Below are 18,655 nucleotides of genomic sequence, written 5' to 3'. Positions count from 1 at the left end.
GCACCGGCCGGCCGTCCGCCAGGCCGCGGGCCGGCAGCCGACGGCGCGCGGTGGCGCGGCAAGGAAGCACGGGCATGACAGACTGGCATTTCAAGGATCGCGCCCAAGCCGGGCGGCTGCTCGCCGACCGGCTGGGCGCCTATGCGGGGCGGGCCGACGCGCTCGTGCTGGCCCTGCCGCGCGGCGGCGTGCCGGTCGGCGCCGAGATCGCGCGCGCCCTCGGCATCGACCTCGACGTCCTCGTCGTGCGCAAGCTCGGCATGCCGCGCCACGAGGAGTTCGCCATCGGGGCGATCGGCAGCGGCGGCGTGCGCGTGCTGCAGCCGGGCGTGCCCGGCGCGATGGGCGTCACCGCCCAGGACATCGACGCCGTGGCGGCGCGCGAGCTGGCCGAACTGGAACGGCGCGAACGCGCCTACCGCGGCGGGCGGGCGCCGCTGGCCCTGGCGGGGCGCAGCGCCATCCTGGTCGACGACGGTGTCGCGACCGGCGCGACGATGCTGGCGGCCATCGAGGTGGCCCGGCGCCTGGGGCCGCGCGAACTCGTGCTGGCGATCCCGGTCGCGCCGCCGGACACCGTGGCGGCGCTGGCGGCGCGCGTGGACCGGCTGGTCTGCCTGTCGAGTCCGGCGCGTTTCCGATCGGTCGGCCAGTGGTACGACAGCTTCGACCAGACCGGCGACGCGCAGGTGCAGGACCTGCTCGCCGCCGCGTGGCGCGCGCGCGGATCGCCGGCGGCGCCCGGGACCTGAGCGGGCGCATCGTGCGGCAGGGCCCGGACGCGTTCCACCGATCAGCATGACGACCCAACCATGACCACCGAACCATGAGGAGCGAACCATGAGGAGCGAACCATGAGGACCGAACCATGAGGCACACGACGGACACCCGCGCCGGCATCGGCATCGACGTCGCGACATGGCTGGGCGGCGCGGCCGCCGGGGCCCTGCTGATGTACCTGCTCGACCCCGACCGCGGCGGCGCCCGGCGCGCCCGCTCGGTGGCCGCCGTGCGCGGCGTGGGCGCGCGCAGCGGCGACGCAGTGCGCGACACCTGGCACGACGCCGGGACCTACCTGGGCACGGCCGGCGCGCTGCGCCCCGACGGCGCCGCGCCAGCGGGCGGGCGGACGCGGGACACGGCGCAGGAACCGGACCCCGTGCGCATCCCGGTGTCCGGGGACGCGCACGGGGTCCGCGACGCCCTGCGCGAGGCCGGCGCTGCGATCGCCGCCGTCGCCGGCCCCGGGCCGCGTCGCCAGGGCCACGACGCCCATGACACGCCGCGCGGCGCGGTGCACGACGCCCCGGCAGGCACCCTGGCGCCGGCCGCGCGCCACACGGCGCTGGCCGGCGGGGCGCTGCTGGCCGGCTTCGGCCTGGCGCGCCGTTCGCCGCTGGGCCTGGTGCTCGGCCTGGCCGGCGCCGCCCTGCTGGCGCGCGGCGCCGCCAACCAGCCGCTCGGCGGCGTCCTGCGGGCGGGCAGGCAGCGCCTGTCGCTGGACCAACCGGTCGACGTCGAGCAATCGGTCCACATCGATGCCGCGCCGGAAGACGTGTACGACCTGTGGACCGACTACGAGCATTTTCCGCGGTTCATGTCGCACGTGGTCGAGGTGCGCGACCTCGGACGGCGCCGTTCGCACTGGGTCGTCAAGGGCCCCGGCGGCAGCCATTTTTCCTGGAACGCCGTCGTCACCGAGCAGAGCCGCCCGCACCGCCTGGCCTGGCGCAGCGAGCCGGGCGCGGAGATCCCGCAGAGCGGATCGATCGCGTTCGCGCCGCAGCGCGGCGGCACGCTGGTCACGGTGCGCATGTCGTACACGCCGCCCGCCGGCGCCATCGGCCACGGCCTGGCCACGCTGCTCGGCGCCGACCCGCAATCGCGGCTGGCGCAGGACCTCGCGGCCATGAAGTCCTTCGTCGAGCGCGGCGCGCTGCCGCACGGCGGCGTCCGCCCGCCCGGCGCCAGCCGCTACCTGCACTGAGGCGCGCCATGACGACGCCGTCCCCCGCCACGCCCGCCGGCGTGCTGCGCGTCGCCGCCCAGCCCCTGCGCGGCGACGCGCATGACTACGACGGCCTGCTCGACCTGGTCGGCGACGCCCGCTTCGTGCTGCTGGGCGAAGCCACCCACGGCACCCACGAGTTTTACGAGGAACGCGCGCGCATCACCCGCCGCCTGATCGAGGAAAAAGGCTTCCATGCCGTGGCCGTCGAAGCCGACTGGCCCGATGCCTACCGCGTCAACCGCTACGTGCGCGGGCAAGGCGAGGACGCCGACGCCGACGCGGCGCTGGCGGGCTTCCGGCGCTTCCCGAACTGGATGTGGCGCAACACCGACGTCAGCCGCTTCGTCGAATGGCTGCGCGGCCACAACGACGCGGCGCAGGCGCGTGGCAAGGCCGGCCGCACGGTGGGTTTCTACGGCCTCGACCTGTACAGCATGTTCACCTCGATCGGCGAAGTGCTGCGCTACCTCGCGCAGGTCGATCCGCAGGCGGCGGCCCAGGCGCGCGCGCGCTATGCCTGCTTCGACCACTACTGCGAAGACAGCCAGCACTACGGCTACACGGCCAACATCGACCTGTCGGCCTCGTGCGAACAAGGCGTCATCGACCAGTTGCACCAGATGCAGCAGCTCGCGATCGACTACATGCGCCGCGACGGCGCCGGGGACGCCGAGGACGCCTTCTTTTACGCCCAGCAGAATGCCCGCCTCGTCAGGAATGCCGAGGAATACTACCGGACGATGTTCCGCGGCCGCATCGCATCGTGGAACCTGCGCGACAGCCACATGGCCGAGACGCTGGACGCGCTCGCCCGGCACCTGGCCCGCGACGGCGAGCCGGCGAAGATCGTCGTGTGGGAACACAACTCGCACATCGGCGACGCGCGCGCCACCGAGGTCGGCGAGCTGGGCGAGTGGAACGTCGGCGAACTGGCGCGCAAGGCCTACGACGGCCAGACCCGCCTGATCGGCTTCACGACCTACGACGGCTGGGTGACGGCCGCGTCCGAATGGGACGGTCCGGCCGAGCACAAGCAGGTGCGCCCCGCCATCGCGGGCAGCTGCGAGGCACTGCTGCACGAGGTGGGCATCCCGCGCTTCGTGCTGCCCCTGCGCGACGACGGCCCGGCGCGCACGGTGCTGGTACAGCGCCGCCTGGAGCGGGCCATCGGCGTGATCTACCTGCCGCAGACGGAACGCCAGAGCCATTACTTCACGGCCCGGATGGCCCGCCAGTTCGACGCCGTGATCCACATCGACGGCACGACGGCCGTGCGCCCGCTCGACCGGGGCGGCGGCCGGCACGGGGACGAGCCGCCGGAAACCTATCCCACCGGGATCTGACCGCGATGCGCGGGGCCGGCAGCGCCACCCGACCGGCCGCCGTCACGCGGCCCCGCACCGAGCCAACGCGAGGCGAGCGTCACGCCATCCATCACGAGCCGCAGGCCGCCGGATGGGCGCCCAGCGCGCAGCGGTCGCGCCCGTCCCGCTTGGCCGCGTACAAGGCCGCATCCGCCCGTCCCAGCAACTGTTCCTGGTCCGGCATCGGCGCCTGCGCCCCGTCGGCCAGCGCGATGCCGACGCTGGCCGTGACGGGCACCGGGCCGGCCGACGTCGCGAACGGCACGCGCATCGCCGCGATGATCTTGGCGCCGATGCCGGCCGCCCCGGTCTCGCCGCGCACGTCTTCCAGCACCACGACGAATTCGTCGCCGGCCAGGCGCGCCGGCGTGTCGGTGGCGCGCACGGCGGCGGCGAGGCGGCGCGCGAACTCCTTGAGCACCTCGTCGCCGATGCCGTGGCCCCAGGTGTCGTTGATGCGCTTGAAGTGGTCGACGTCGAGGTAGGCCAGGCCCAGCACGCTGCGCCGGCGGCGCGCCCGCTCCAGCGCCTGGGCCAGCGTCTCGCCGAACAGGCGGCGGTTGGCCAGGCCCGTCAGGTCGTCGATGCGCGCCATCTGCACCAGGCGCGTCTCGGCTTCCTTGATCCGGGTGACGTCGTGCGCCAGCGCGTACACGCCGGCCACCGCGCCGTCCGGCTGCAGGTCCGGCACCACCGTCCACTCGAGGATGCGATGCTGCCCGCCGGCCTGCAGCGTCATCCCGAAACTGGCGCCGTGCCCCGCGAAGGCCGTCTTCAGGCGCGCGCGGGCGCCGTCGTAGGCGCCGCGGCCGAGGGCGTCGGCCAGGTGCATGCCGTCCAGCGCGCGGTCGTCCAGGCCCAGCCAGGCGCGGAAGGTGGCGTTCGCGAACCCGAGCCGGTGGTTGCGGTCGATCGAGCAGATCAGGACGGGCAGGTTGTCGGCGATCGTGCGCAGCCGTTTCTCGCTGGCCGCCTGGGCCAGTTCCGCCTCCTTGCGCTCGCTGATGTCCATCGCCATCACGTAGAAGCCGGCCACCGCGCCGTCGGCGTCGACGTCCGGCAGGTAGTCGATCAGCTGGTGGCGCCGGCGGTCGTCGCTGCGCACGTCCTCGACGCGCCCGCGCTCGCCGCGCAGCACGGCGCGCACCAGCGGCTCCAGGCGCGCATACGGCAACGCGCCCAGCACCTCGCGCACCGTGCGCCCGAGCGCGGCGTCGGGCGCCAGGCCCAGCATGCGCGCGAACGCGGCGTTGGTGAACGCGAAGCGCTCGTCGCGGTCCACGTAGGCGATCACGGCCGGCACGTTGTCGGCGATCGCGCGCATCCTGGCGATGGCGCGCTCGCGCTCCCGCACCAGGTCGTGGAAGGCGCGGCCCAGTTCGCCGATCTCGTCGCGCCGCCCGAGGTGCAGCGTGTCGATGCCGGCGCCGCCGTGGCGCACCGCCGCCACCGCGCGGCGCAGCACGTCCAGCGGTCGCAGCCGGCGCCGCACGATCCACCAGGCCAGCGCGCCCGCCAGCAGCGCCAGGATGCCCGCCACGGCCAGCACGCTGCGGCGCATGTGCGCCAGCGGCGCGAACGCTTCCGCGTCCGGATAACGCGACCCCAGCACCCAGCCGGTCGCGCGCAGCCGCTTGTAGGCGAACAGCGCCTGGCCCTGGCGGTCGGCGCCGTGTACCCAGCCTTCGAAGCCGCGCAGCGCGCGCATGGCGCCGGGGTGGTCGCCGGGCGTCGTCGTCATGTCGTGCAGCAGGCGTTCGCGCAGCGGGTGGTCGACCAGCACGCCGGCCGCCGACATCAGGAACAGGTAGCCGGTGCGGCCCGGCTTGAGGGCGTCGACCTCGCGCAGGAAGTTCGCGTGCTGCAGGTCGATGCGCCCGGCCAGCACGCAGGCGACGTCGCCGGCCGCGTCGAACACGGGCGCCGTCACCAGCACCACCTGGGCGCCGGACAGGCGGCTGCGGAACGGTTCCGAGACGATGCCGCGGCGCAGCCGCAGCGTGTCCTCGAAATACTGGCGGCCGGCCCCGCTGAGCGGCTGCGCGCTCGGCATGGTGGCGCTGGACGCGACCAGGTCGCCGTTGCGGGCGAAGGCGACGATGTTGACGAAGTCGTCGCGCCCGTCGGCGCCGCGCTCGGCCAGCCAGGCCTGCAGCCGGCGCGGGTCGCGCAGCGCCGCCGCCGGCACGGCGCGCGCCAGCGCGTCCATGCGGCGCACGTGGGCGCCCAGGCGCTCGTCCATGAACGCGGCGGCTCCCGCCAGCAGCGCCACTTGCTGCTCGCCCAGCACGGTGCGCATGTCGCGTTCGGCCACTTGCAGCGCCAGCGGACCGGCCAGCAGCGTCGCGCCCAGCACCAGCGCGCCCACCGTGAGGGCCAGGCGCGAGCGCACGGTCGAGGGCAGGAAGGCGATGCGTGTCATGGAATGCGAGGATGGCGGGCGATGGTGCGCCGCCAGTATGTCATAAAGCCCCCGGCGTTCCAGTCGAGCCGGAAACAAATTAACGCTTGGCCCGGGCGCGGCATCTGGTTACGATGTGCCTTTTTGCGAACCGGCAATTTCGCCAGCAATCACCACCCCCACCGGACATGAGTCAATACACCCTGAACGTCAACGGCCAGGCCCGCGCCGTCGACGTCGAAGCGGACACCCCGCTGCTGTGGGCACTGCGCGATACCCTGGGCCTGGTCGGCACCAAGTACGGCTGCGGCATGGGCGTGTGCGGCGCCTGCACCGTCCACGTCGACGGCCAGCCGGCACGCGCCTGCCAGCTGCCCGTGTCCGGCGTCGGCAAGGCGAAGATCACGACCATCGAGGGCCTCGACCCGCGCGCCGCGCATCCGCTGCAGCAAGCCTGGCAGGAACTCGACGTGCCGCAGTGCGGCTATTGCCAGGGCGGCCAGATCATGACGGCCTGCGCGTTGCTCAGGCAGCATCCGCGCCCGAGCGACGCCCAGATCGACGAAGCCATGGCCGGCAACCTGTGCCGCTGCGCGACCTATGTGCGCATCCGCGCCGGCATCCACCGGGCGGCCGAGATCGCCGGCAAGGGAAAGGACAAGCGATGAGCCTGGACACGATGCGCGACTCCACCACGGCCACGACTGCCACCCCGGCGCGGCGGCGCTTCCTGCGCCAGTCCGGCGCCCTGCTGCTGGGCCTGCAGGCGGGAGGCGTCGTCGGGCTGGCCAGCGCCGCCGACGCCGATCCGAAGGCGCGCCCGGCCGGGGCATTCGCCCCGAACGCCTTCATCCGCATCGACGCCGACGGCGGCGTGACGCTGGTGTCCAAGCAGCCCGAGATCGGCCAGGGCATCAAGACCTCGCTGCCGATGGTGATCGCCGAGGAACTGGAAGTCGACTGGAAGCGCGTGCGCGTCGTGCAGGGCGACCTGGATCCCGTCTACGGGCCGCAGGGCGCCGGCGGTTCGACCTCCACCCCGACCAACTACGACAACTTCCACCGCCTGGGCGCCACGGCCCGGACCATGCTGGTGCAGGCGGCGGCGCTCGCCTGGGGCGTGCCTGCATCGAGCTGCCGCGCCAGCCTCGGCGCCGTGCTGCACGACGCCAGCGGCCGCAAGCTCGGCTACGGCGCGCTGGTGCCGGCCGCCGCGCGCCTGCCGCTGCCGGACGCGCAGGACGTCGTGCTCAAGGACCCGTCCACCTACCGGCTGCTCGGCACCCGCGTCGGCGGCGTCGACAACGGCCGCGTGGTGTCCGGCCAGCCGCTGTTCGGCATCGATACCCGCCTGCCCGGCATGCTGTACGCCACCTACGTGAAATGCCCGGTGCTGGGCGGCCGTCCGCTGGCGGCCAACCTGGACGCGGTCAGGGCGCTGCCGGGCGTGAAGGCCGCCTTCATCGTCGCGGGCACGGCCAACCTGAACGGGCTGCGTCCCGGCGTGGCGATCGTCGCCGACTCGACCTGGAACGCGCTGCGCGCGCGCAAGGCGCTCGCGGTGACCTGGGACGAGGGCGACGGCGCCCGGCACGGCTGGGCGGGCTTCGCGGCCCAGGCCCGCGCCGCCGCCGGCAAGCCGGGCACGGTCGTGCTGCGCAAGGACGGCGACGTCGCGGCGGCGCTGGCCGGCGCCGCGCACACGGTCGAGGCGAGCTACACGTATCCGTTCATCTCGCACGCCAGCATGGAGCCGCAGAACTGCACGGCCTGGTTCAAGCCGGACGCCGGCACGCTGGAACTGTGGGCGCCGACCCAGAACCCGGGCGCCGGCCAGGCCCTGGTGACGAGCACCTTCGGCATCCCGAAGGACAAGATCGTGCTGCACATCACGCGCAGCGGCGGCGGCTTCGGCCGGCGGCTGTCGTCCGACTTCATCGTCGAGGCGGTGGCGATCGCGCAGCAGGTCGCTGCGCCGGTCAAGCTGACCTGGACGCGCGAGGACGACCTGCAGCAGGACCACTTCCGCGCCGGCGGCTTCCACTTCCTGCGCGGCGGCACCGATGCGGGGGGCCGGCTGGTGGCCTGGCACGACCATTTCGTCACCTTCGCCAACCGCGTCGAGCGCGACGGCGCCAGCGTCCTGCAGCCGGGCAGCGGCGCCGGCCTGTCGGTCGACGAATTCCCGGCGCGCTGGGTGCCCAACTGCCTGCTCGAGCAGACCCCGCTCGAATGCCGCATCCCGATGGGGCCGTGGCGCGCGCCCGGCAGCAACGTGTTTTCCTGGGTCATCCACAGCTTCATCGACGAGCTGGCCCATGCGGCGCGGCGCGATCCGGTCGCGTTCCGCCTCGAACTCCTGGGCGAGCGCGACCTGATGGCCGGCACCGGCGAGCGCGGCGTGCCCTACAACGTGGCGCGCATGCGCGGCGTGCTGGAAGCCGTGGCCGCCAGGGCGGGCTGGGGCAAGCGCACGTTCGCGCGCGGCCAGGGCGCCGGCGTGGCCTTCCACTTCAGCCACCGCGGCTACGTCGCCCAGGTCGCCGAAGTCACCGTGTCCAGGGACGGCAAGCTGACCGTCGACCGCGTGGTGGTGGTGGCCGACATCGGCGCCCAGGTGGTCAACCTGTCCGGCGCCGAGCACCAGGTCGAGGGCTCGGTGATCGACGGCCTGTCGACCCTGATGCATCCGGCGCTGGACATCGAACAGGGCCGCGTGGTGCAGTCCAACTTCCACGAGTACCAGCTGCTGCGCATGCCGGACGTCCCGCGCCGGATCGAATCGCATTTCCTCAAGACCGACTACCCGGTCACGGGCCTGGGCGAACCGGCGTTCCCGCCGCTGGCGCCGGCCGTGTGCAACGCGATCTTCGCGGCCACCGGGCACCGGGTGCGCGAACTGCCGCTGTCGAAGACCGACCTGAGCTGGAGCTGATCCCGATGCGCCCGGACCCGAACGCGCTGCTGCAGCAGGCCGTGCAGCTGCACCGGCAGGGCCGGCTGGACGCGGCCCAGGCGCTGTACCGGCAGGTGCTGGAGGCCGCGCCGCGCCAGTTCGACGCCCTGCACCTGCTGGGCGTGATCGAGCGCCAGCGCGGCAATCCGGCGCTGGCGGCGCGCTTGATCGCGGACGCGCTGGCCGTCGACCCGCAGCAGGCGCGCGCGCACTGCAACCTGGGCGCCGCGCTGCAGGACCTGGGCCGCGCCGGCGCGGCGCTGGACAGCTACGAGGCGGCGCTGCGCCTGGATCCGCACTACGCGCTGGCCTGGGACAACCGCGGCAATGCGCTGCGGCGCCTGGGCCGGCTGGACGAGGCGCTGGACAGCTACGCGCGCGCGCTGGGCATCCAGCCCGCGTTTCCCGAAGCCTGGTGCCACCGCGCGATCGCCCTGCACGACCTGGGCCGCGACGCCGACGCCGTGGCCAGCGCGCGCCAGGCGCTGGCGGCGCGGCCGCGCTATGCGGACGCCCTGCTCGCCCTCGGCAATGCGCTGCAGGGCATGGCGCGGCTGGACGAGGCCATCGATGCCTACGACCGCGCGCTCGAGGCCGCGCCCGGCCAGGCCGACGCCTGGTGCGCGCGCGGCGCGGCGCTGAAGAAATCCGGCGACCCCGGCGCGGCGCTGGCCAGCTACGAGCGGGCGCTGGCGCTGCGCCCCGACTACGCGCTGGCCGAACACTACCGCGCCAACACGCTGCGCGTACTGGGCCGCCGCGACGAGGCCGTCGCCGCCTACCGGCGCGCGCTGGCGCTGGGCGCGGACGCCGGCGAGATCGGGTTCTCGCTGGCGGCGCTGGACGCGCCGGCCGCCGGCGGACTATGTCAAGGGCCTGTTCGACCAGTACGCGGACCATTTCGACCGCCACCTGGTCGACGTGCTGGGCTACCGCACCCCGGCCCTGCTCGACGCGCTGCTGCGCCGCCACGGCGGCATGCCGGGCAGCGTGGCCGACCTGGGATGCGGCACCGGCCTGTGCGCCCCGTTCCTGCGGCCGGCCGCGACGCGCCTGGCCGGCGTCGACCTGTCGCCGAAGATGCTGGACAGGGCGCGCGCCACCGGCCTGTACGACGAGCTGGCCTGCGCCGACATCGGCGACTGGCTGGCCAGCCAGCAGGACGCGCACGACCTGCTGGTGGCGGCCGACGTGCTGGTCTACATTGGCGCGCTGGAGACGCTGTTCGCGCGGGCGCGCGCGGCGCTGCGGCCGGGCGGGCGGCTGGCGTTTTCCTGCGAGGCGCTGGAGGACGGGGGCGGTGCCGGCGCCGGCGCCGATGCCGATTATGCGATCCGGGCGTCGAACCGCTATGCGCACGCGCTCGGCTACGTCGAGCGCTGCGCGGCGGACGCCGGGTTCACGCTGGTCGAGGCGGAGCGGGCCGCGTTGCGGCGCGAGCATGGGGCCGACGTGGCGGGGTGGCTGGTGTTGTTGCGGGCTTGATGCGGGCTTGATGCGGGCAGCGCGAACGCCCGCATGGCGGCGGCGCGAATCCGCGGTCAGGCCACCGACAATGCCGTCATCCCCGCCGCGTTCAGCCTCACCGGCACCGCGCCGCGCGCCACCATGCGGTCGAGGGCGCGGGTGCCGTCGCCCGGATCGACGTCCACCGCGCGCATCGCTTCCGGGACGATGAGGGTGTCGAAGCCCTCCTCCAGCGCGTCGGTGACGGTGTTGAGCACGCAGTAGTCGGTGGCCAGGCCGCACACCGTCACGCGTTCGATGCCGCGCTCGCGCAGCTGCTGCGCCAGCGCGGTGCCGTTGAAGGCCGAGTAGGCGTCGGCCCCGGCGCTGTCCGCCTTCGAGACCACGATGGCGTCGTCCGGCAGCGCCAGCTCGGCCGCGAACGCGGCGCCGGGCGTGCCGGCCACGCAATGCGGCGGCCAGGGTCCGCCCTGCGCTGCGAACGAGCAGTGGTCCTGCGGGTGCCAGTCGCGCGAGGCGACCACCGGCAGGCCCTGCTCGCGGTACAGGGCGATCAGGTGGTTGATGGGGGCGACGACTTCGTGGCCGGCGGCCACGCCGAGCGCACCGCCCGGCAGGAAGTCGACCTGCATGTCGATCACGAGCAGGGCATCGCCCCGGTCCAGGTGAATCGCGCTCATTGACGTCCTTTCAGTGACGCGGCTGCCTGCCGCGGATGCGCCATTGTCGCCCAAAACGCAGCGCCGGACGAGTCAGTGGCGCTGTTGCGCGCGGTGCGCCGGATCCGGGTCCAGGGCGCCCAGGCGGTCGAGGATGGCGGCGGCGCGCTCGGCCAGGGCCGGGTCGGCCGCCTGGACGGTCAGCTGGCAATCGCGCACGGCGTCCTGGGCGGTGGGCGCGAAGGTGTGGCTGTAGGCGTCGCTGCCGGTGACGGCCGGATCGTCGCCGATGGCGAAGTTGCCCTGTACCGGCCCGGTCTCGTCGACGCGCACGTCGATGACGATGTCGTCGGCCGGGATGCCGGCGTCCAGCAGCGCGGCGCGCGCCTGCTCGGCGGCGCTCAGGTGCATGAAGGTGCGGATGATGGGATATTGCATGGTAGGGCTCCTTGGCTGCCGCGGTTTGCATTCCGGCCCACCGTAACAGAAAGCCGCCCGCCACGGCGCCCGCTGCATCGGTAAAATCCACGGGCGAATCGGCGAAAACAATGTCACGCGTGCGCTACACAGTTGGCAATTTAGTACAATCCGGAAACGTTCAGTATTTCCCTGGATCAATACACTAGCGACATTTTCGCCACCCTTTGCGACGACAACAATATGAAAATTTCAGCTCGGATCGCTTCATCCCGTCCGCTCGCCACCACGGCGATGCACGGGCGCGTCGAAACCATGCGCAACGCAGGCCAGCCGGTGATCGACTTCTCCATCGCCATCTCGCACTTCCCGGCGCCCAAGGCGGTGCTGGACGCGGTCGCCGGCGCCATCGAGCGCGAACGCACGATGCCCTATACCAGCGTGGTCGGCGCCCTCGACGTGCGCGCGCGCCTGGCCGACAAGCTGCGCAAGGAAAACGGCGTGGACGCGACGACCGACGAGATCATCGTCACCAACGGCGCCAAGCAGGCGCTGTACCAGGCGCTGTACGTGATGAGCGATCCGGGCGACACGGTACTGGTGTTCAAGCCTCACTGGCCCGCTTATGTTGCTACCGCACAACTCCTGGGCCTGAAGCCGGTCCTGGCCGACCTGCCCGAGGCGATCACGCCGGCACTGCTGGACGGCCTGGGCGAGCCGGACATCGTGATCATCAATAACCCGCACAATCCGACCGGCAAGGTGTACACTCGCCAGGAGTTGGAATACGTACGCGCATGGGTGGAGCGCATCGGGGCCCGGGTGATCGTCGACGAAAGCTACGAGCACCTGATCTTCGAGGGCGAGCACGTCAGCCTGGCCGCGCTGGGCGACTGGCGCGGGACCGGCGTGGTGACGATTTTCTCGGCCTCGCAGAGCTATGCCATGATGGGCTGGCGCGTCGGTTTCGCACTGGCGCCGGCGGTGGTGGTCGAGGCGATGCAGACGCTGCAGGGTCCGATCACGGCGGCCGCGCCGCACCTGTCGCAGGTGGCGGCGGACGTCGCCTTCGCCACCGGCGCGCCGCGCGCGATGATGGCGGACTACCGCGACCGCCGCGACCTGGCGGTGCGGCTGTTCGCCGACGTGTCCTGGATGGTCATGCATGCGCCGGCCTCCGGTCCCTACCTGTGGGGAGACGTGCGCAGCCTGACGATGGACAGCATCGGCTTTTCCGAGGCGCTGCTCGAGGAACGGCAGGTCGCCGTGATGCCGGGCGACGCGCTGGGGGTGCCGGGCTTCATCCGCCTCGGCTACATCTCGGACGACGTGGCGACGCTGCGCGACGGTATTCGCAGGATAATCGAGTTTGGAGACGCCTGGACGGGACGGGCACGGGAAGAATAGGCAAGATGATGAAAGGTTTGGGCCGGTTCCGGCTGAACAGCCTCCGGAGCCGGCTCATGCTGCTGGTGGCGCTGGCGATCACGCCGCTCGCGGTCATGACGATCCTGTCCGGGATCCGCGAGCGCGAGCACGCCATCAAGGCGTCCGAGGAAAACCTGCGCCGCCTGACCGGCATGGCGGCGGCCAACGAAGCCCAGTCCATCGAAGGCGCGCGCCAGATCCTGGTCGACCTGGCCAGCGTGCCCGACCTGATGGGCGATACTGCCAAGTGCACCTCGCTGCTGTCGGACGTCCTCGACCGCAACGAAGGCTTCGTCAATTTCGGCCTGATCCAGCTCAACGGCGACGTCACCTGCAGCGCCGTGCCCCTGCTGCACCCCGTCAACCTGGGCGACCGCAGCCACTTCCGCCGCGCCATCTCGGAACGCCGCTTCATCGCCGGCGACTACGTGTTCGGGCGGGTGATCAAGAAGCACACGATCAACCTCACCTACCCGGTCATCGACCGCAGCGGCAAGGTGCTGGCCGTGGTGTTCGCGGCGATGGACCTGGAAAGCCTGGACACCTTCATCAACGACATCAACCTGCCGTCCGGCTCCTTGCTCGCCACCACCGACGCGCGCGGCACCATCATCTCGCGCCGCCCCGATCCGGAACGCTTCTTCGGCACCCGCCTGTCGGCCGCCACGCTGGAGGCGATGGCGACGGCCGGCCAGCGCGCCGTCACCGTGCGCGGCGACGACGGCGTCGAGCGCCTGCACACCTTCGCGCGCGTGGGCGCGCCGGCGCTGTCCGACTACACGGTCACGATCGGCATCCCGACCGAGACCATCCTGTCGGCCGCGCGCCACGACCAGGTCATGTCCCTGCTCGGCCTGGCCGCGACCACGGCGCTGGCCCTGCTGGCCGCCTGGCTGGTGGGCGGCGCGCTGGTGGTGCAGCGCGTGCGCAAGCTGATGGACACGGCCGAGCGCATCGCCGCCGGCGACCTCGAAGCGCGCTCCGGCATCGCCTACGGCCGCGAGGAGATCGGCAACCTGGCGCAGGCGCTCGACCGGATGGCGGAGTCGCTGCAGAAGAAGGAGACGGCGCGGTCGCTGGCCGAGCGCGAGCTGCGCGCGGCCGACCAGCGCAAGGACGAGTTCCTGGCGATGCTGGCGCACGAGCTGCGCAACCCGCTGGCGCCGATCAGCACCGGCGCGCACCTGCTCAAGCTGCTGCACTCGGACAACGCCCAGATCATCCAGACCTGCTCGATCATCGTGCGCCAGGTCGACCACATGACGAGCCTGGTCGACGACCTGCTGGACGTCTCGCGCGTGACGCGCGGGCTGGTGTCGCTGTCGACGCAGGTGCTGGACGTGCGGCGCGTGGTGGACGACGCGGCCGAGCAGATCCGCCCGCTGATCGCGGCGCGGCGCCACCGCGTGGTGATCGACCTGCCGCCGGCGGCGGCGCACGTCAAGGGCGACCACAAGCGCCTGGTGCAGGTCTGCGCGAACCTGCTCGGCAACGCCACCAAGTACACGCCGGAAGGCGGCACGATCCAGCTGACGCTGGCGCAGGACGACGCCGACTGGGTGCTGAGCGTGGCCGACGACGGCATCGGCATGGAGCCGGGCCTGGTCGAGCGCGTGTTCGACCTGTTCACCCAGGCCGAGCGCACGCCGGACCGCTCGCAGGGTGGCCTGGGCCTGGGCCTGGCCCTGGTCAAGAGCCTGGTCGAGCTGCACGGCGGCAGCGTCGGCGCGCACAGCGCGGGACTGGGCAAGGGATCGACGTTCACCGTGCGCCTGCCGCGCTTTACCCAGGAAGCGTTGCCGCCACCGCCGCCGCCGCGCGAGACCGCGCGCGCCGACGGCATCGCGCCGCTGCGCCTGCTGCTGGTGGACGACAATGCCGACGCCGTGCACACGCTGCAGCTGTTCCTGCGCTCGGCCGGCCACCAGGTGGAAGTGGCGTACAGCGCCGGCGACGCGCTGGAACTGGCCAGGACGCTGGCGCCGGACGTCTGCCTGCTCGACATCGGCCTGCCCGACTTCGACGGCAACGAACTGGCGCGCCGCCTGCGCCGTCTGCCGCAGGCGACCGCCAGCACGCTCGTCGCGATGACCGGCTACGGTCGCCAGCAGGACCGCGAGACCGCGATGGCGGCGGGCTTCGACCATTACCTGGTCAAGCCGGTGAATACCGCGCAACTCGCGGACATCCTGGCGGCGGTGGCGGAGACCCACGTCAGGCGTTGAACCTGCCCGGCCGGCGCGTGCCGGCACCCGCGCATCAGGCGCGCGGGCCCCTGCGCCGGCGCGCCGCCAGCAGCGCCGCGAACGCCACGCCACCCAGCCACAGGGTGCCCGGCTCCGGCACTTCCGCATTGTTCTTGCCGCCGCCGGCGGCCGGCGTCGCGGGCGCGGCCACCGGCTGCGTCGGCAGCAGCACCTCCGGGATCGACGGGGTGGCGTCGCTGCCGCCGTGCGGCTGCGTGGACGGCGCCGGGACCGCCGGTGCCGGCAACTGGCCGCCGGCCGGGGTGTCCGCGCCGCCGGTACCACCGCCGCCGGCATTGCCGGCGCCACCGGCATCGTCCATGCCGCCCGTATTGCCGGTATTGCCGGTATTGCCCGTATTGCCCGTGCCGCCGCTACCGCCCGTACCGCCCGCACTGCCGCTGCCGCCGGCGCCACCCGGCGTGACGGGCGCGCCGCCGTCGCCGGCCGCGACCGGATTGCCGAGTGCCGCACCGTCCAGGATCGGGGCCTGGGTGCCCGGCGAGGGAGACGGCGAAGGCGCCGGCGCGGACGAGCCGGTGGTGCCGCTGCCGGAGGCGCCGGCGCTGGCCGCGCCGTAGGCCGCCAGCAGGCGGTTGGCTTCGACCAGGGCGGACAGGGCGTACGGATCCGGCGAAGCGGCCTGCCCCGGCCCGCCGCGCGCGGCGGCGGCGGCCACGGTGCCCGTGCCGATCGCATCCCCATAATTGCCGAGATGGAAGGACTGGCCGCCCTGGCCCGGCTCCGGCACATACGACACGTTCTGCAGGGCCGGATCCTGGCCGTCCGCGCTGGCCGTGTCCAGTTCGCGCTCGCTGGGGCCGTGCGCCTCGACGGGCTGGCGCGGCACGTCGGAGACGCGGTTGCCGCAGCGCGCGCGGATCTCGCTATTGCCGTCCGACAGCAGCGTTTCGCCCGCCGCCAGCGTGTGGCGGCCGGCGGTCCAGAATACCTTGTCGCCCTTGCGGTACGAGACGTAGACGGCGCGCGGCCGGGCGACCGTCACCACGGCGGCGCGGTCGGCGTCGAAACCGGCGTAGTGCTCGGCCACGACCCTGTCGCTGTCGATCATGCGCTTGACCTCGGCGCCGCCCGCCACGCCGCCCGGCACCACCGAATACGGATAGACGCGCCGCGCCGGCTGCGCCGCCTGCTGCACGGTCCGCGGCGCCGACGCCGACGCCGCCTCGGCGGCCGCGGCCGGCACGGCGTCGAGCACGGCCGTGCGCAGGGGGCCGGGCGCGTGTCCCAGGGTGAGGAGTGCGAGGCTGGCGACGACGCCAAGCGCGGCCGCGACGGCCAGGCGCGTCTTCAGGCGCTGGGCTTTCCTGCTGCGGCGGATATAGGCTGAACGCGAGTGCATGGCTGCGAAGTAGGATGTTTCCTACAGAGTAGCAGCATTTCCGCTCCCGAACATTTTTTTATTGAAATTATCGGTCAATACGTTGCAAAAATGCCGATATTGCTACGCAGACGCCCGATTCTGCCATGGATATCGTTCGGTAACTACCGTTTTTGCGGTCGACAATCGATGAATCGATGAATTTGACAACACCGGCACGGTGCCGCCACGCTGCCCCGGCACGCCGCGGGCCGTTGCCGGCATGTCATCGCCGGGCAATATTGCGACGCTAGACTCGCCGCGTTCAATCAATGCGGGGGGCACGATGGATCGACGGGATTTTCTCAGGAGCGCAGCGTATTTCACGGTCGCCGGCGCCGGCGCCGGACTGGCGGCCTGCGGCGGCGCGGAAGGCGCCGCGCCGGGCAGCTACACGTTTCCGCAGGGCGTGGCCAGCGGCGATCCGAAGGACACCAGCGTGGTGTTCTGGACGCGCTGCGTGCCGCGCAGCGGCAGCGGCAACGTCAACCTGCGCCTGGACGTGGCGACCGATGACGCCTTCGGCAATATCGTCGCCCAGGTCGCCCTGAGCGCGACCGCGGCCTACGACAACACGGTGCGCGCCAAGGTGACGAAGCTGGCGCCGGGCACCTCCTATTCCTACCGCTTCGTGGCCGACGCCGACATCAGCGCGACCGGCCGCACCCGGACGGCGCCGGCCGCGGCCTCCAGCCCCGCCCAGCTGCGCTTCGCCTGGATGACGTGCCAGGACTGGAGCATCAACCACTGGGCGGCGATGGAACTGATGGCGGCGGAAGACGTCGACTTCATCGTGCACCTGGGCGACTACATCTACGAGACCGTGGGCGCGGCATTCCAGAAAGGCGCCGCCGAGCCGGCGCACGGCAGGATCGTCCTGCCGCACGGGGTGGCGATCGGCGACGCCGTCTACGCCGACTCGGTCGACGACTACCGCACGCTGTACCGCACCTACCGCGGCGACGCCCGCCTGCAGGAACTGCACCGCAGGTTCCCGATGGTGGCGATCTGGGACGACCACGAATTCTCGGACGACTGCTGGCGCGACCACCAGACCTATACCAACGCCAACGTGCAGCAGACCGCGCGCCGCCGCAGCGCCAACCAGGCCTGGGCCGAGTACATGCCGGTCGACTGGGGCGACGTCTCGTTCGACCTGGCCAATGCCGCGTACGACAACATCCGCATCTACCGCGACTTCCGCTTCGGCACCCTGCTGCACCTGGTGATGACCGACCAGCGCCTGTACCGCGACGACCACGTGGTCGGCGAAGCCGCCTATGCGCGCCTGCTGCAGCACGATGCCGTGGGCGGCAACGACGCGGTCGGCGCGCGCTACTTCGTGCCGCAGCCACTGCTGCAGCAGTTCGAGGCGCTCGACACGGCCGCGCTGGGCCGCGCGCCGGGCATCCTCGGCGCCACCCAGGCGCAGTGGTGGAAGGACACGATGAAGAACTCCGGCGCCACCTGGAAGGTCTGGGGCAACGAGGTGACGCTGAACCGCATGTGGATCGACCTGCGCGGCCAGGCCCCGGCGCCGTACGACCAGCGCTACATCGTCAACGCGGACGGCTGGGACGGCTTCCCGGCGCACCGCGCCGAGATGCTGGGCTACCTGTCGGCGCAGGGCATCCGCAACGTCGTCGCCATCACCGGCGACCTGCACGCCTTCCAGTGCGGCGTCGTCTACGACAACAACGACCCGGCCACGGGCAAGGCGGTGGCGGTGGACTTCGTCGGCGCCGGCATCAGCAGCGCGTCGTTCTACCGGTACCTGGCGGCCGGCGCCGGCGCCACGCCGCTGGCGCCGCTGGTGGCGACGCCGCAGGTGTTCGACGGCGTGATGCGCGCGCACAACCCGGCCTTCGCCTACGTCGACCACGATGCCCAGGGCTATTCGGTGGCGACCGTCACCGCGTCCGCGTTCAGCGTCGTCTTCAACAAGGTCAAGCCGCTCGATGCCAACGGCGGCAAGCCCGCCTCGCCGCTGGCCAAGCGCACCCGCATCGTGCTGCAGGCCGGATCGACGACGCCGGTGGTGACGGACGACGTGGCCTGACGCGACCCACGGCAACGTCGTCCCGGCCTGCGCCGGGACGACGCGCGTTCATTCATTTAGGCGCTGTTCGCGTTAATTGCGTTTCCTGTCCAGCCGCTTGCCGAACTGGACCGCTGCGCGCAGCAGCAGTGCCGGTGTGGTCAACCGCTTGTCGTCCAGCACCCGCTGCCAGCCCGAGTAGTCGATCAGGTAGCGGCTGGCCACGCCGCGAAAGCGCAGCAGCCAGGTCTTGAAGCGGCTGTGCCAGCCGTTCACGTTCTGCAGGT

Annotated in this window: 13 protein-coding genes and 2 pseudogenes; 10 read left to right on the top strand and 5 right to left on the bottom strand. The window is 72.5% G+C overall.

Features of this window, described 5'->3' with window-relative positions; translation table 11 throughout:
• Positions 1–74 precede the first annotated feature (74 nt).
• The 3 genes from QZ749_RS15670 to QZ749_RS15660 all read left to right on the top strand — a co-directional run bounded on the left by QZ749_RS15670 (position 75) and on the right by QZ749_RS15660 (position 3,354).
• Entirely contained in the window at positions 75–752 is a 678-nt protein-coding gene (locus QZ749_RS15670; protein ID WP_296948771.1) for a phosphoribosyltransferase, read from the top strand.
• Positions 753–868: 116 nt separating this feature from the next.
• The gene (locus tag QZ749_RS15665; protein ID WP_296948769.1) at positions 869–1,987 is read left to right on the top strand and encodes an SRPBCC family protein; all 1,119 of its coding nucleotides are present in this window, start codon (positions 869–871) and stop codon (positions 1,985–1,987) included.
• A gap of 8 nt (positions 1,988–1,995) precedes the next feature.
• Entirely contained in the window at positions 1,996–3,354 is a 1,359-nt protein-coding gene (locus tag QZ749_RS15660; RefSeq protein ID WP_296948767.1) for an erythromycin esterase family protein, read from the top strand.
• Between the two features lie 91 nt (positions 3,355–3,445).
• Here QZ749_RS15660 and QZ749_RS15655 read toward each other — a convergent pair whose 3' ends face one another.
• The gene (locus QZ749_RS15655) at positions 3,446–5,797 is read right to left on the bottom strand and encodes a diguanylate cyclase domain-containing protein (protein WP_296948766.1); all 2,352 of its coding nucleotides are present in this window, start codon (positions 5,795–5,797) and stop codon (positions 3,446–3,448) included.
• A 167-nt stretch (positions 5,798–5,964) separates the two neighbouring features.
• Here QZ749_RS15655 and QZ749_RS15650 point away from each other — a divergent pair, with 167 nt between their 5' ends.
• The 4 genes and pseudogenes from QZ749_RS15650 to QZ749_RS15635 all read left to right on the top strand — a co-directional run bounded on the left by QZ749_RS15650 (position 5,965) and on the right by QZ749_RS15635 (position 10,217).
• A complete protein-coding gene (locus tag QZ749_RS15650; RefSeq protein ID WP_296948765.1) occupies positions 5,965–6,444 on the top strand; it encodes a (2Fe-2S)-binding protein in 480 nt (159 codons plus the stop codon).
• Positions 6,441–8,711 carry a xanthine dehydrogenase family protein molybdopterin-binding subunit gene (locus tag QZ749_RS15645; protein WP_296948763.1) on the top strand — a complete coding sequence of 757 codons (2,271 nt, stop codon included), beginning with the start codon at positions 6,441–6,443 and terminating at the stop codon, positions 8,709–8,711. Before QZ749_RS15650 ends, QZ749_RS15645 begins: the two co-directional genes overlap by 4 nt.
• Positions 8,712–8,716: 5 nt before the next feature.
• Positions 8,717–9,481 (top strand): annotated as a pseudogene (locus QZ749_RS15640) (tetratricopeptide repeat protein); the annotation flags it as partial.
• A 172-nt stretch (positions 9,482–9,653) separates the two neighbouring features.
• Entirely contained in the window at positions 9,654–10,217 is a 564-nt protein-coding gene (locus QZ749_RS15635; protein ID WP_296948762.1) for a class I SAM-dependent methyltransferase, read from the top strand.
• A gap of 56 nt (positions 10,218–10,273) precedes the next feature.
• Here the strand turns inward: QZ749_RS15635 and QZ749_RS15630 are convergent, their stop codons facing one another.
• Both QZ749_RS15630 and QZ749_RS15625 read right to left on the bottom strand, forming a co-directional pair.
• Positions 10,274–10,879, bottom strand: coding sequence for an isochorismatase family protein (locus QZ749_RS15630; protein ID WP_296948760.1), 606 nt, complete (start codon positions 10,877–10,879; stop codon positions 10,274–10,276).
• Positions 10,880–10,951: 72 nt separating this feature from the next.
• Positions 10,952–11,296, bottom strand: coding sequence for a hypothetical protein (locus QZ749_RS15625; RefSeq protein ID WP_296948758.1), 345 nt, complete (start codon positions 11,294–11,296; stop codon positions 10,952–10,954).
• Positions 11,297–11,518: 222 nt separating this feature from the next.
• On the opposite strand from QZ749_RS15625, the gene QZ749_RS15620 reads away from it, so the two are divergent.
• Together QZ749_RS15620 and QZ749_RS15615 are read left to right on the top strand one after the other, a co-directional pair.
• On the top strand, positions 11,519–12,682 hold the full coding sequence (locus QZ749_RS15620; protein ID WP_296948757.1) for a pyridoxal phosphate-dependent aminotransferase: 1,164 nt from the start codon (positions 11,519–11,521) through the stop codon (positions 12,680–12,682).
• A gap of 5 nt (positions 12,683–12,687) precedes the next feature.
• The gene (locus tag QZ749_RS15615) at positions 12,688–14,928 is read left to right on the top strand and encodes an ATP-binding protein (RefSeq protein WP_296948756.1); all 2,241 of its coding nucleotides are present in this window, start codon (positions 12,688–12,690) and stop codon (positions 14,926–14,928) included.
• A 34-nt stretch (positions 14,929–14,962) separates the two neighbouring features.
• Here the strand turns inward: QZ749_RS15615 and QZ749_RS15610 are convergent, their stop codons facing one another.
• Positions 14,963–16,312, bottom strand: coding sequence for a PEP-CTERM sorting domain-containing protein (locus tag QZ749_RS15610; protein ID WP_296948754.1), 1,350 nt, complete (start codon positions 16,310–16,312; stop codon positions 14,963–14,965).
• Positions 16,313–16,616: 304 nt separating this feature from the next.
• Here QZ749_RS15610 and QZ749_RS15605 point away from each other — a divergent pair, with 304 nt between their 5' ends.
• Positions 16,617–18,389, top strand: coding sequence for an alkaline phosphatase (locus QZ749_RS15605; RefSeq protein ID WP_296948752.1), 1,773 nt, complete (start codon positions 16,617–16,619; stop codon positions 18,387–18,389).
• A gap of 72 nt (positions 18,390–18,461) precedes the next feature.
• On the opposite strand, the pseudogene QZ749_RS15600 reads toward QZ749_RS15605, so the two are convergent.
• Positions 18,462–18,655: pseudogene (locus QZ749_RS15600) on the bottom strand (hypothetical protein); the annotation flags it as partial.

Source organism: uncultured Massilia sp. (assembly GCF_913773735.1).
Classification (GTDB): Bacteria; Pseudomonadota; Gammaproteobacteria; order Burkholderiales; family Burkholderiaceae_D; genus Telluria.
Note: the sequence above shows the minus strand (reverse complement) of the source record. Positions and strands in the feature narration are given on the sequence as shown.